We start from the raw sequence: 13600 nt of genomic DNA, 5'->3' as shown, positions 1-13600 counted from the left end.
CTATTCTTCAAGCGCCTCATAGACGAGCCGCATCGATTCCTCACGAAAACCTGCGGGCTCCCCCGGCAGCGCGCCGAAGCGCTGGATCATGCCGATGAAGAATAGGTCGTTTTCCGGATCAATCCAGAACCAGGTGCCAGCGGCCCCGCCCCAATAATAAGTGCCGGTCCCGGCGGGGCTGTCCATGGCGACCGGATCGGAGATGATGGCGAAGTCCAGACCGAAGTCGCGGCGCTTCGGCGCGACAGCCCCTCTTTGTGTTCCGTCGAATTCCACGCCGGCATTTGGCGGCAACTGGTTTGTCCGCATCAGGGCCACGGTGCTCTCCTCCAGCACGCGATGGCTATCCAGCGTGCCTCCGTTGAGCATCATCTGGCAGAACCGCGCATAGTCGTCGATCGTCGAGACGAGGCCCCCACCGCCCGATTCGAACGCGATGGTCGACTGCCGGAATTGCACATTCTCAGTGTAGAAAGGCAGGAATGCTTCCTGCTCGGGCGCATAATACATCACGTCGGAAAGGCGGTCATATTCTGCGTCTGGAACGTAGAAGCCGGTGTCATCCATGTTCAGCGGCGTGAAGACGTTTTTCTGCAGGTATTCGCCCAGAGTCATGCCGGAGAATTTCTCCACCAGATAGCCCTGGATATCTACCGCCACAGAATAGTACCAGACCTTGCCCGGCTCATGTAGCAGCGGGATGCCTGCGACCCTGTCTATGAAGGTCTGCGAGTCCGGCGATTTGAGGACATTCTGTTCGCGAAACTGCGCGTTGGCGTAATCGTCCCCGCCGAGGCCATAGGCGAACCCGGCTGAGTGGCTCATCAATTCCCGCATCGTCGCCGGACGCGGCAGATCCTTCAGGATCGGGGTGCCGTCCTCATGCTCACCAGCGAGGACTTTCAGCGCCTCGAACTCGGGAATGTATTGGGTGATCGGGTCGTCGAGATCGAACTTGCCTTCCTCGTAGAGCTGCATCAGAGCCACGCCGGTAATCGGCTTTGTCATGGAGTAGATCCGGTACAGCGTGCCTGCTTGCACCGGCGTCGCCGTCTCGACATCACGCACCCCGTATTCCCCGTAATGGGCAACCTGTCCGTCCTTTACGAGCATGGCCTGAAGGCCGATGACATGCCCGTCCTCCACGAATTTCTGCAGGCGCTCATCGAGCGCGTTCAGTCCGTCCGCACGGAACCCCTTGGCAGAATCGACCTGAATAGGAGATGGCCAGTCTGTCGCCTCATTCTGCTCCGCTGCTGCGGGTAATGCCGGCAGCGACAGGGCCGCCAAGGCGAAGGTGGACCCGATCAGGTGTCGACGACAGGCTTTCAATTTGGGCATTGAGCGCATTCCTTTTTCTCCCGCAGGACTGGATCATGACTGCACCCTTTTAGCGAGGCAAGCGGGAACGTATTGAGGCTGCGCGCATTGCATTTTTCAATACTCAATTGATTGAAAGGACACGCCATGAAACGTCATGCAACGGCCCATTGGTCCGGAAACCTTGCCGAAGGTCAGGGCTCGCTCACGACGCAAAGTGGCGCGCTGACCGATCATGCCTACTCTTTCAAGGCGCGCTTCGAGGATGAAAGCGGCACGTCCGGCACCAATCCGGAAGAATTGCTCGCCGCCGCCCATGCGGGATGTTTCACCATGCAGCTCTCCCACCTGCTGGCCGAGAACGGCACGCCTGCGACTGATCTGGATACAAAATGCATCGTATCCGTCGAGCCGAAGGATGGTGGCGGCTTTGAGATCACGCGCAGCGCCTTGACGCTTACAGCCGTGGTTGAAGGCATTGAAAAGGATGATTTCGACGCCATCGCGGACAAGGCCAAGACTGGTTGCCCGATGTCGGTCGCCCTCGGCGCCATCGACATTACGCTCGGCACTCAGCTCCAGTAACCCCTTCAGAGGAACAAGACCCATGGCACCGGAACTCTTATATGGCGTAGGCGCGCTGCTCTTGCTGATCGCCCTCATCTGGGGGGTCAGCCGGGGCCGGCTGAAATCCCGCACAGCGGAAGCGATCAGCGAGGAAGGCACGCGCGAAATTTACCAGGAACCCGAACGGTTTGATGACGAGCGGCGCGAAGAACTGAAACGCGCTGCAGAGTCCGCCGAAGCGGCCGCTGAAAAGCGCGACAAGACGGACGGCGCCTGAGTCTGCGCCTGTTTGGCAGGCCCGAAGGTGGAACTTCACCGGGCAAATTGCTATCTAGAGGGCAGATACAAATGTTTCTGCCCCTGAAAGGCCCCGATTGATGACCGACACCTCCCTCCTGCTGCCGATGCGCACAGGCGAAATCCGCATTCACGATGCCGAAGGCTTCGAAGGCATGCGCAAGGCGGGTCGCCTGGTTGCGGAATGTCTCGACATGCTGGTGCCGGAAGTGAAGCCGGGCGTGACCACCGAACATCTCGACACTCTCGTCCGCGAATTCGTGATGGATCATGGCGCCACCTCTGCCACGATCGGCTATCGCGGCTATCGCCACGCCAGCTGCATCTCGCTCAACCATGTCATCTGTCACGGTATTCCTAGCGCCAAGCCGCTGAAGGAAGGCGATATTGCCAATATCGACGTCACCCTGATCATTGATGGCTGGCATGGTGACCATTCACGCATGTACGGCGTCGGCAATGTGAAACGGAAGGCCGAGCGCCTGATGGACATCACCTATGACGCGCTGATGGCGGGCATCGCCCAGATCCGGCCCGGCAAGCGTTTCGGCGACATTGGCGGCGCGATTTCCGAAATTGCCCGCCTGAACCGCATGTCGGTCGTCGAGGATTTTTGCGGCCATGGTCTGGGCCGCCTGTTCCATGACGAGCCGAATGTTGTGCACTCCTCGGACTACAATACCGGCCCGGAACTGAAGCCCGGCATGTTCTTCACCGTCGAGCCAATGCTGAACCTTGGCCGCAAAGACGCTGCGATCCTGCCGGATGGCTGGACCGCTGTGACGCGCGATCGCCAGCTGTCGGCGCAATACGAACACTCCGTCGGCGTGACCGAGGATGGCGTGGAAATCTTCACCACCTCCCCGAAAGGCTGGCACCAGCCTCACAAGGTCCAGCTTTAGCGAGGCCTATTCTTCCGGAGGCGGCGGCATGTAAAAGGGCGCGGCCTCTGGCGGCATCTTCTCCATCGAGATTGTAATCCCGTATTCAGCCGCCAGTTCGCCGATCACGGCGCCGGCCGCCTCTGCAGAGTCCGGTTTCGCCTCTGCGATCCGCGGTCCTGCTTCATTCATGAAGCCTTCGAACGATCCGCCCGTCGTGGTCATGATCAACCGGGTCGTCTCATCGCTGGCGTTCCAGAACATGTGCGTATTGCCCCGGTTCAGCGCCGCGAAGTCTCCTGGATAGAGCGACAGGATCTGGTCGCCCGTCATGACGCTGAGCGCGCCGGAGACGATGTAGAAATATTCGTCCTCGCGCGTGTGCGTATGCGGCGGCGAGCCCGGACTGCGCGGCGGCAGCTCGAACTCATAGACCGTGACATCTCCCACTGACTCTTCCGATGACAATAGCAGCCGCACGGGATGGAACGGGTTTTCGATATCGTCCCCTGCCCCTGACACAACCAGCTTGTCCGGGTGGGCGTGCACATGCGCAACCGGAGGGGTCATGCAGGCCGAAAGCGCCAGCGCACCGGCCCCGATAACAATGAGTCTGTTGAGCATTCTGTTGTCCTCCCACGGATTGTCCCACGGCAAGTCTACGCTCAGGCCAGCACTTCTCAAAGCCCCATCCAAAACAAGATGATCGTAGCTACTTTATCGGGATCGCGTTTCGTGGTCTTTCAACCATAATGAGCACGATGCCCGAAGAACCCCACTGGAAAGGCCATCGCGAACGCCTGCGCAGCAAATTGCTGACGCGGGGGGCGACCGCATTGAATAATTACGAAGTCCTGGAAGTGCTGTTGATGGCGTTCATCCCGCGCCGGGATGTGAAGCCAATCGCCAAGGCTTTGGAGACCCGGTTCGGAAGCCTGTCGGCCATCCTCGCCGCGCCAACTTCTGATCTCATCAAGATAGACGGTGTCGGCGAGACCGTCGCCGCCTATCTCAAGGCCATCGCGGAGCTGAATGCGCGGGCCTCCCGGGAGACGATCCGGAAGAAACCTGCCATATCCTCATGGTCGGCGCTGATTGATTATGTCCGCACCGAACTCCAGCATGAAAAGCGCGAACAGTTCCGCATCCTCTTCCTCGACCGGAAGAACCAGCTGATCGCGGACGAGATCATGGGACACGGCACGGTCGACCATGCGCCGGTCTATACGCGCGAGGTGGCCCGCCGCGCGCTGGAGCTGCACGCCTCTGCCCTGATCCTCGTGCACAATCATCCGTCCGGGGACCCGACCCCCTCCCGCGCCGATATCGACATCACGCGCGAGATCATCGACGCGCTGGACCCGTTTGACATCACCGTACATGACCATCTGATCGCCGGGACCGGCGGCGTCACCAGCCTGAAATCAGCTGGCCTGATCTAGACGTCTCAGCTCTGGCCGAACCGGCGCACCAGATTCGAAATGCTTTTCGACAGGACCAGCATTTCCGGCGACTGCATGTCTAGCTTGCCGGACAGGCTGGACTTCAGGTTTTCCAGATCGAAGACAATTTCCCGCACGGCTGCATCGCTCACGCCGCTCTCGATCCAGCCGACACAGACGAGGCGTGTGCCGGACGTAACCGGCACAACCCGATGCAGGCTGGTCGAAGGATAAAGGACCAGGTCCCCCGCCGGCAATTTCACGGTCTGGGTCATGCCCGCCAGCTCGATCTCCAATTCGCCGCCCTCATAACTGTCCGGGTCGGACAGGAAGAGCGTGAAGGAAAGATCCGTCCGCAGGCGTGACTCCCCCGCCCCCATGAACGGATTATCCACATGATGGCCATAACCGCCGCCGTCCTGGGTCCGGCTGATGATCAGTTTCGAGAACTGGCGCGGCTGGGCCGCCGCCCGCAACACCGGATGGCGCTCCACCTTGGCTTTCAGCAACTGACGCACCTGCGCCCCGGTGCGAGACGTCAGATCGGCCTGCTGGTTGCGCTTGACCGCGCGGGCCATGCCGCCCGCCGTTTCGGCGCCATCGCGCCAACCAAGCGTCGCGACCAGATCGCGGGCATCGTTGAGATCTGTTTCATCCAGGACGTTGGAAAGGGTCAAAAGCATGTTGCGCCTACTTGCGAATAATTTGCATTTGCGTCATTCACCGCTATAGCAGATCGACACAAAGAGGAAGTATATCATGGCCTTTGACACCAAACTGAAGCAGTGGACCAGCCTTGGTCTCGGGACCGTGCTGATGACCGGCGCCCTTGCAGGCTGCAGCGAGCCTGCCGCGCCTGCTGACGACGCCGGCACGGAAATTTCCCAGCCGGAAGCGGCCACCGAAACCGACCCTGCAGCAGGCGCCACCACGCTCGCCACTGAAGGCGGCGAAGGCGAAGGCGGCGTGACGATTGATGCGGCCTATACAGACCCGGTCGTCTACAAGGCAGCGCTGGCCATTGCTGCGGCCCACGTGCTGGCTGCCCGCGATGCCCACGCCGAAGGCGAAACCCAAGCCGCCGCCGAGATGTATGCCCACCCGGTCTCGGAAGTCCTGTTCGATATGGAACCGGTCTTCGCCGCTCAGGGCGTCGCCGATTTCACGGACCTGTTCAGCGACACATCCGCCGCGGTCTTCGCTGGCGAGAGCCAGGACGAGATCAGCGCCCGCACCGACAAGATCCTTGCCGCGCTGGACAAGGCCGCCGAGAGCGCCCCAGCCACGGACGCGTCTGATGCCATGATCAGCGCGCGCGTCGCCTCTGACCAGATTGACCGCGCCTCCGACATGTACCGTCTCGCGCTCGATTCCGATTTCTACGAGACCTATCTTGACGGATATGGCTTCTACCAGGCTGCTGAACGCACCTTCCTCGAAGCTGAAAGCGACATTGCGGCCGAGAATGCCGAAGCCGCTGAGGCGATCCGCGCGGCCCTCGCGCTACTGGCCGACGCCTACCCGACGGCCCTGCGCCCCGATCCGATGGAAGCCGATGCCTCGGCCCTCGCCGTGGCCGCATCGGAAGTCCAGCTGGCTCTCAGCCAGTAACGACAATTTTACCAACGCAAGACCTCACTCATACGCTGTCGTAGAGTAAGGTCTTGCGCGCCCTGCGCATCACATTACCGTAGGGAGACTTGTAGAGAGGCGCCGCCAAGACGCGCCCGGTATTTTCGGGAGGAATTTCGGCGGATGACCGACACGACAGCCGGCCAAACGGCCACGGGCGGACATATTACGGGTTTCGGGTCGAAAGGGTATCGCACCTATGTGCTGATCGCCCTGATGCTGGTCTACACGCTGAACTTCATCGACCGCACACTCATCTCGGTCGTTGCCCAGCCGATCATCAACACATTCCAGCTGAATGACACGCAATGGGGCCTGCTGTCAGGCCCGCCTTTCGCGCTGTTCTATGCCGCCATGGGCATTCCAATCGCGATGTGGGCCGACCGCGCCAACCGCGTCATGATCATTGCGCTCTGCATCATCATCTGGTCGGTCATGACCGCCCTGTGCGGGGTCGCCGCGGGCTTCATCTGGCTGCTCATCTTCCGCGTTGGCGTTGCCGTCGGCGAGGCAGGCTGCACGCCGCCCGCCAACTCGCTGATCACCGATTATTACCCGCCCAAGAGCCGGGCTGGCGCGCTCGGCATCTATTCCATGGGCGTGACGCTGGGCGGGGTCTTGGCCCAGTTATTCGGCGGCACGATTGCGGGCATCAAGGGCGCGGATTTCGGCAACTGGATCGGCTCCATTGGCCTCGGCGGCCTGTTCGGAAATCTCGACTGGTCGACCGTGGAGGGCTGGCGCATCGCCTTTGTCGCGGTGGGCGCGCCGGGCGTGCTGATCGCCATCATTCTGATGTTCACCATCAAGGAACCGCCACGCGGCTATTCCGACCCGCCATCGGCCAGAGGTAATGGCAAAGCCCCCTTCTTTGACGCTTTCCGCGAATTCGCGACCAAGCCCACCTTCTGGTGGCTGTCGCTCGGCGCGGCCCTCGTCGCCTTTGTCGGTTATGGCCTGATCAGCTTCCAGGCACCCTTCCTGCAGCGTGTGCACGGCATTGATGTGCGCGACGCAGCCGTGCTCTATGGCGCGCCCCTGGCCGCTGTCGCGGCTTTCGGCACGTTCCTCGGCGGCTTCATTTCCGAGAAACTCGAAGGCCGTTTCAGCACGATCTCCGCTTGGCTGCCCGGCGTCGGCCTGCTGATCGCAATACCAGCCTATGTGGGCGCCTTCTTCGCCCCGACCATCGAGATCGCTTTCGGTCTCTGGATCATCGCCGGCACGATGCATTACGCTTACCTGTCCAGCCAGTACATGGTCGGCACCGCCATCGTCAGCCCGCAATCGCGCGCCACGACGATCGCCGTCCTGCTGCTGATCGTCAGCCTGATCGGCAATGGCATCGGGCCGCTCTTTGTCGGCGCGATGAGCGACTTCTTCATGAGCGAGGAAATCAGCAAGGCAGGGCTCTCGGCCTTTGCAGACAGCTTCAATCCGCGCCTCTGCGGCACGGACCCGGCGGCGCTCGGCGCGGAAGGCCCCGAGCTTTGCCGGGCCTATGCCAATGGCCTGCGCCATTCCATGGCCGCCACGGTCCTTGTCTTCATCGCTGCCGCGATCTGCTACTTCATGGCGGCCCGCTCCTTCATGAAGGACAAGTATAATCCGGATGCACCGACCGCCGGTATGGGCGCCTGAAACACAGCGACGGAAAGACACCAACAGTATGACAGATACGACCGCCGCCCCTTCTGCAACATTGGACGAAAAGCCCGGTTTTGAAACCGGTTACCGCACCAAGGGATATCGGGCCTATGTCCTGTCCTCGCTCCTGATCGTCTACATCTTCAATTTCATCGACCGGTCGATCTTCGGCATCCTGACCGATCCGATCCGCAACAGTCTGGGCCTTGAAGACTGGCAGATGGGCCTGCTGGGCGGGCTCGCCTTTGCCACTTTCTACACAACGCTCGGCATTCCGATTGCCCGTTTCTCGGAAAAGACCAGCCGCATGATGATTATCGTGGTGTCGCTGACCATGTGGAGCCTGATGACCGTCCTGTGCGGATTTGCTGTCAGTTTCGCGACCATGTTCGCCTTCCGCCTTCTGGTCGGAGTTGGTGAGGCCGGGTGCACGCCGCCCGCCCAGTCGGTTATCGCGGACTATTTCAAGCCCGGTAGCCGGGCCACCGCCGCGTCCATCTACGCGCTGGGTGTTCCGCTCGGCGGCATGTGCGCCGGCCTCGCTGCCGGCCCCATCAATGATTACGTTACCGGCGAAAATGTTCATGCCCTGCTCGAAGGCTGGGGCTGGAACTGGGCCACCGGTCTCGTCGACTGGAAAAGCCTTGAGGGCTGGCGGATTGCCTTCATTGCCGTCGGCTTGCCCGGCCTGCTTTTCGCGCTCATCATCGGCCTGACGGTCAAGGAGCCACCGCGCGGCTACACCGATCCGCCGAACGCGTCCAAGCCTGAACGCGAAACCTTTGGCGCCGCCCTGAAGAAACTCAGCAAGAAACCGACCTATGTCCATGTCGTGACCGGCGCGGCCCTGGCCTCCTTTGCTGGCTATGGCATTGCCGCTTTCTCCACCTCCTTCTTGCTACGTACGCACCAGCTCACACTTACCCAGGCAGCCCTGATTTTCTCGCTGGTGCTTGGCCTGATGGCGGCGATCGGCGTCTTCCTGTCAGGCTTCCTGGCCGACCGCCTTTCAAAGCGCTATCCGACAGCCCTGTCCTGGATGCCAGCGCTCGGCATGGGCCTGTCCGTGCCGCTTTACTGGCTCGGCTATCTCAGCCCCAGCGTGGCCCTGATGCTGCCGCCCCTGATGGCCGCTGCCATGCTGCACTATTTCTATCTCGGCCCAATGTATGCTGTCTCTGCCGGTGTCGTGGACGCCCGCACCCGCGCTACCGCTGTGGCGATCACCCTCTTCGCCGTCAATTTGATCGGGCTCGGGCTCGGGCCTACGCTGATTGGCCTGCTGTCAACGGTACTGAAGACCATGATGATTTCCGGGGCGGATCTCGGCCTGACACTGGACCTGTGCAAGGAGGCCGTCGGTCTTACGGCCGATCAGGTCACGGCTTGCAACAGCGCTGACGCAAGGGGCCTGCAATGGTCGATCATCATCTTCGCGTCGATCTATGGCTGGGCCGCCATCCACTATCTGCTGGCGGGCAAGACGCTGCAGCGTGACATGATCGCCAAGACCGCCTAATCGGTCTTCATGGCTGTTTACACTCAGGTTTCGGACGACGCGCTGGTGGCGTTCCTCGAGGAATATGATCTCGGCAAGGCCCTGTCTTTCAAGGGCATTGCCGAGGGTGTGGAGAATTCGAACTATTATCTCAAAACCACGACCGGCCGCTTCATTCTCACCCTGTTCGAGAAACGGGTGAATGCAGACGATTTGCCCTATTTCATCGGCCTGAAACAGCATCTCTCCGCGAAGGGCTTTCCCTGCCCGGAGCCCATCCTCGCAAAAGACGGCAAGGCGCTCCGCACGCTCGAAGGCCGTCCTGCCGTGATCGTGTCCTTTCTGGAGGGTCTCTCCGCGAAAAAGCCAAGCCCCGCCCAGTGCCGCGGCCTCGGCGAAGGTCTCGCGCGCATGCATGTCGCACTCGCAGATTTCGACATGACCCGCCCCAACAGTCTCGGCCCTTCGGCATGGCCCCGCCTCTGGGCGGGCCAGTCCGAGGAAGCCGAAAAGCTGCAGCCGGGCCTGCCGGGCCTGATCGACGAAGCCCTCAGCGACATTGCCGAGGCCAGGCCGCAAAGCCTGATCCTGCCGCGCGGCACGATCCATGCGGATCTGTTTCCGGACAATGCATTTTTCCTCGGTGAGGATTTTTCCGGCATCATCGATTTCTATTTCGCCTGCACCGACGCGCTCGCCTATGACCTGGCCATCTGTCTCAATGCCTGGGCCTTTGATGACAATCCTGGGCGCGGCGCGATCGACTACAATTATTCCAAGGGCGCGAATTTGATCGCCGGGTATGAAAGTGTGCGTCCGCTAGACCCCGCAGAACGTGACGCTCTGCCCCTGCTCGCACGCGGCGCGGCGCTGCGCTTCTTCCTGACGCGGATGGTGGACTGGACCTCGACCCCCGAAGGCGCCCTCGTAAAGCCCAAGAATCCCCTCGAATATGCCGGCCGCCTCGCCTTTCATCGCAAGGTGACACATGCGGAAGGCTATGGTGCATGACAGAATTCGGGCCAAATGGTGCGGTGGCTGGAACCGATTCTTCTGCCCTTCCAGCTGACTATCGCGCCCTCGGTCCTGACCGAAAGATCCGCCGTGTAAAACTCGGCCTGCTCTTGTCCTCCCTGGCGGCCTGTCTTGGCGTGACGCTGATCGGACTTTTCCTCACCTTTGTCTTCGGCCTCCTCGAAGGGGCTGGCCTGTTGCCTACCATGTTCGATCGCCCAAATAGCGGCTTCGTGATGGGCATCCAGATGGCCGCGATGATGTCTTTGTTCAACTTCATCCTGTTCTTCGTCACCGTGCCGGCCGCGTGGCTGGCCATGGGCCTGTCCATCGGCAGGTTCCCGCATCAGGGTATTTCGGCCCGTGCGCCCTACCTGCGCTGGGCCAGCATCTGGGGCGCGCTACTCGTCGGGGGCACGACAAGCGGGTTTGGCGTCACGGCGTCGCTACTGACCGGCCTTGGCGCGGCCCTCACCGGCGCCTGTATCGGCGCGCTGGCTGGCCTCGTCTGCGGCCTGCTCTTCCTGGCCATCGTAAAGCCTGCGGAACAGCTTCATCAGGCAGACATCAGCGTCTTCTGATGCTTGACGGACCTGCCAAAGCCCCGCACCTGAAATCCCATGACTGACAAGATCGAAATCTGGACAGATGGCGCCTGCAGCGGCAATCCCGGCCCCGGCGGCTGGGGCGCCCTGCTCGTGGCGGGCGACAAGCGCAAGGAATTGTGGGGCGGCGACAAGGCCACCACCAACAACCGGATGGAAATGCTGGCCGTGATCGAGGCGCTGAACGCGTTGAAGGGCCCGTCCAAGATCACGCTGCATGTGGATTCCATGTATGTGAAAGACGGCCTGACCAAATGGATTCATGGCTGGAAACGCAATGGCTGGAAAACCGCCGCAAAAAAGCCGGTCAAGAATCAGGATCTCTGGATGGCCATGGACGAAGCCTGCCAGCGCCATGACATCACCTGGAAATGGGTGAAAGGGCATGATGGGGATCCGGGCAATGAAAAGGCCGACGAACTGGCCCGCCGCGGCACCCACGAAGCCCGCGGACGCTAGGCGCCGGACACGAGTCTCTCTGCCGCCTGCTTCAGCGCGGCATCATCCAGGCTTTCCAACCTGACCACATCGGCCGGCGCATCCTCGCGCCGCTTGCGGCTGCGTGCATAGAGCGGATCGTAGTGCCGGTCCATCAGCTGCCGCGCCAGCGCGCGATAGTCGTTCGCCTCCGCCAAGGCCTGCCACTCGGCCAGTGTCTCTTTCGACTGCAAGCCCTTCAGCTTGGCGAGTGCCTCCATCAGCCGGTCCTTGTCCCGGATAATGTCCTCATAGGCAGAGAGCAGGAATTTCGCCCGCACGTCTGACGGGACCCTCATCTCGATACGCCGCGCCGCCAGCATGGACTGCCACAGGCGACGGGGCACACGGCACCGGCCGACCAATGCGGATTCCGCCTCCACAAAGACCGGACGGCTCAGATCGAACTGACGCAGCTGGTCCCAGATGCCGCTTTCGAACAGGCGCTGGGCCGGCTGCAGCTCGTCATCAAAATCGCCAAAGGCCGAGCCGCGATGATGGGCAAGCCCCTCAAGGTCGATCACCTGCCCGCCCGCCGCTGCAATGGCCTGCAGCAGAGCCGTCTTGCCCGTTCCGGTCTGGCCATCGATCAGGCGTACCGGCAACAGGCTGGTCTCATGGTCGAGCCCCGTCACAACTTCTCGCCGCCACGTCTTGTAGCCGCCCTTCACCACCCCGCTCGGCCAGCCGACCGATGAGAGGATCGTCGCCATCGCGTTCGAGCGCATGCCGCCCCGCCAGCAATAGACCAGCGGCCGCCAGCTCTTCGGCATGTCGGCCAGTGCCGTCTCCAGATGATGCGCAATGTTGCGCGCGACCAAGGCCCCGCCGACACGATTGGCGCGGAAAGGGCTTTCCTGCTTGTAGATCGTCCCGACGCGCGCACGCTCTTCATTCGACAGCACCGGCAGGCTGATGGCGCCCGGCATGTGATCGTCCTCGAACTCGGCCGGAGACCGCACATCAATGACCGCATCATAGCGCGAGAGGTTTTTGGGGCTGATATCCGTGACGGTTTCGAGATAAGGCATCCCACCCCGATTAGCAGGTTTTGTTTGCCCCGCCAGTGGCGAGCGCGGTAAGCCTGCAGCCCAAGAGGAGCCCGCCATGCCAGCCGACCTGACAGCCAGCCAGACTGAACCCCGCCTGACCTCCCTTGCGCATGGGGGCGGCTGCGGCTGCAAGCTCGCGCCAAATGTGCTGGCTGACATATTGAGCGAGATGCCCCTCTCGCTCGGCCATTCCGACCTGATCGTGGATGCGGGCAAGAGCGATGACGCCGCCGTCTACCTCATCAACGAGACAACCACGCTCGTCGCCACGACGGACTTCTTCACGCCCATCGTCGACGATCCCCATACATTCGGGCGCATCGCGGCGACGAATGCGCTGTCGGATATCTTCGCCATGGGCGCGAAACCCATTTTCTGTCTCGCCATTGTCGGCATGCCCATCGGCAAGATTGCCAATGAGACCATCCGCGCCATTCTCGCAGGCGGGCGCAGCGTGGCGGAAGCCGCCGGCGCGCCCATTGCGGGCGGGCATTCGATTGACTCCGCTGAGCCGATCTATGGCCTCGTCGCGCTGGGCATGGGTCATCCGGACCATTTGCTGCTGAACTCCAAGGCGGAGGCAGGCGACGTCCTGATCCTCGGCAAGCCGCTCGGCATCGGCATCTATTCTGCCGCCCTGAAGCGCGAGATCCTCTCCCCTGCCGAATACGACGAAATGGTCGCCTCGACGACGCGGCTCAATACGCCGGGAACAGAGCTCTCCGAACTTGCGGGCGTGCATGCCGCGACCGATGTGACGGGCTTCGGCCTGCTTGGCCATGCCAGCGAAATGGCGCGCGGCGCAGGCGTTCAGATCGTGATCGAGAAGAATGAGGTGCCGGTCTTCGAGGGCGCGCGGCGCCATGCCGAGGCCGGCGTCAAGACCGGCGCCTCGGGCCGCAACTGGGAGTCGGTGTCCCATATGGTCAGTGGCCAGATGTCCGAGATGGAAACGGATATTCTCTGCGATCCGCAAACCAGCGGCGGCCTGCTCGTCTCCTGCGCGCCCTATGCTGCCCGCGCCGTGCTCGACATCTTTGCACAGCATGGACATGACGGCGCAACCATTGTCGGCCGGGTCGAGGCAGGCCCCGCCGGCGTGTGCGTCGCATAACGCAAGTGTGACCACGTCCCGCATCCGCCTGTGCCAGGACCGTCTCAACATCGC

15 protein-coding genes are annotated in these 13600 nt (G+C 61.8%); 11 read left to right on the top strand and 4 right to left on the bottom strand.

Annotated elements, in window-relative coordinates; translation table 11 throughout:
- On the bottom strand, positions 1–1341 hold the full coding sequence (locus V7660_RS12790) for a serine hydrolase domain-containing protein (protein WP_335603439.1): 1341 nt from the start codon (positions 1339–1341) through the stop codon (positions 1–3).
- A 126-nt stretch (positions 1342–1467) separates the two neighbouring features.
- Here V7660_RS12790 and V7660_RS12785 point away from each other — a divergent pair, with 126 nt between their 5' ends.
- The 3 genes from V7660_RS12785 (at position 1468) to map (ending at position 3086) form a co-directional block, all read left to right on the top strand.
- Complete coding sequence (locus V7660_RS12785) at positions 1468–1905, top strand: OsmC family protein (RefSeq protein WP_335603438.1); 438 nt, start codon at positions 1468–1470, stop codon at positions 1903–1905.
- Between the two features lie 22 nt (positions 1906–1927).
- Positions 1928–2164 carry a hypothetical protein gene (locus V7660_RS12780; RefSeq protein WP_335603437.1) on the top strand — a complete coding sequence of 79 codons (237 nt, stop codon included), beginning with the start codon at positions 1928–1930 and terminating at the stop codon, positions 2162–2164.
- Positions 2165–2264: 100 nt separating this feature from the next.
- The gene (gene map, locus V7660_RS12775; RefSeq protein ID WP_335603436.1) at positions 2265–3086 is read left to right on the top strand and encodes a type I methionyl aminopeptidase; all 822 of its coding nucleotides are present in this window, start codon (positions 2265–2267) and stop codon (positions 3084–3086) included.
- A 6-nt stretch (positions 3087–3092) separates the two neighbouring features.
- On the opposite strand, the gene V7660_RS12770 is transcribed toward map, so the two are convergent.
- On the bottom strand, positions 3093–3689 hold the full coding sequence (locus tag V7660_RS12770; RefSeq protein WP_335603435.1) for a cupin domain-containing protein: 597 nt from the start codon (positions 3687–3689) through the stop codon (positions 3093–3095).
- Between the two features lie 137 nt (positions 3690–3826).
- On the opposite strand from V7660_RS12770, the gene radC reads away from it, so the two are divergent.
- Positions 3827–4507 (top strand): RadC family protein, encoded by a 681-nt coding sequence (radC, locus tag V7660_RS12765; RefSeq protein ID WP_335603434.1) that lies wholly within the window; start codon positions 3827–3829, stop codon positions 4505–4507.
- 5 nt (positions 4508–4512) lie between these two features.
- Here radC and V7660_RS12760 read toward each other — a convergent pair whose 3' ends face one another.
- Positions 4513–5190: a Fe2+-dependent dioxygenase gene (locus V7660_RS12760; protein WP_335603433.1), complete on the bottom strand. Its 678-nt coding sequence runs from the start codon at positions 5188–5190 to the stop codon at positions 4513–4515.
- Between the two features lie 76 nt (positions 5191–5266).
- Between V7660_RS12760 and V7660_RS12755 the strand changes: the two genes are divergently transcribed.
- The 6 genes from V7660_RS12755 to rnhA all read left to right on the top strand — a co-directional run bounded on the left by V7660_RS12755 (position 5267) and on the right by rnhA (position 11362).
- Positions 5267–6118, top strand: coding sequence for a hypothetical protein (locus V7660_RS12755; RefSeq protein ID WP_335603432.1), 852 nt, complete (start codon positions 5267–5269; stop codon positions 6116–6118).
- Between the two features lie 144 nt (positions 6119–6262).
- Positions 6263–7780 (top strand): spinster family MFS transporter, encoded by a 1518-nt coding sequence (locus tag V7660_RS12750; RefSeq protein ID WP_335603431.1) that lies wholly within the window; start codon positions 6263–6265, stop codon positions 7778–7780.
- A gap of 28 nt (positions 7781–7808) precedes the next feature.
- Entirely contained in the window at positions 7809–9305 is a 1497-nt protein-coding gene (locus V7660_RS12745) for a spinster family MFS transporter (protein WP_335603430.1), read from the top strand.
- 9 nt (positions 9306–9314) lie between these two features.
- On the top strand, positions 9315–10295 hold the full coding sequence (locus V7660_RS12740) for a homoserine kinase (RefSeq protein WP_335603429.1): 981 nt from the start codon (positions 9315–9317) through the stop codon (positions 10293–10295).
- A complete protein-coding gene (locus V7660_RS12735) occupies positions 10292–10879 on the top strand; it encodes a hypothetical protein (protein ID WP_335603428.1) in 588 nt (195 codons plus the stop codon). The genes V7660_RS12740 and V7660_RS12735 overlap by 4 nt, the downstream gene beginning before the upstream one ends.
- 39 nt (positions 10880–10918) lie before the next feature.
- Positions 10919–11362 carry a ribonuclease HI gene (gene rnhA, locus V7660_RS12730; RefSeq protein WP_335603427.1) on the top strand — a complete coding sequence of 148 codons (444 nt, stop codon included), beginning with the start codon at positions 10919–10921 and terminating at the stop codon, positions 11360–11362.
- Here the strand turns inward: rnhA and mnmH are convergent.
- A complete protein-coding gene (gene mnmH, locus V7660_RS12725; RefSeq protein WP_335603426.1) occupies positions 11359–12411 on the bottom strand; it encodes a tRNA 2-selenouridine(34) synthase MnmH in 1053 nt (350 codons plus the stop codon). The genes rnhA and mnmH overlap by 4 nt on opposite strands.
- Before the next feature lie 76 nt (positions 12412–12487).
- On the opposite strand from mnmH, the gene selD reads away from it, so the two are divergent.
- The gene (selD, locus tag V7660_RS12720; RefSeq protein WP_335603425.1) at positions 12488–13546 is read left to right on the top strand and encodes a selenide, water dikinase SelD; all 1059 of its coding nucleotides are present in this window, start codon (positions 12488–12490) and stop codon (positions 13544–13546) included.
- Positions 13547–13600 lie beyond the last annotated feature (54 nt).

Origin of the sequence: Hyphomonas sp. (assembly GCF_036964145.1) — a bacterium.
In the GTDB taxonomy this organism is placed as follows: Bacteria; Pseudomonadota; Alphaproteobacteria; order Caulobacterales; family Hyphomonadaceae; genus Hyphomonas.
This window is presented reverse-complemented; position numbering and strand designations above follow the sequence as displayed.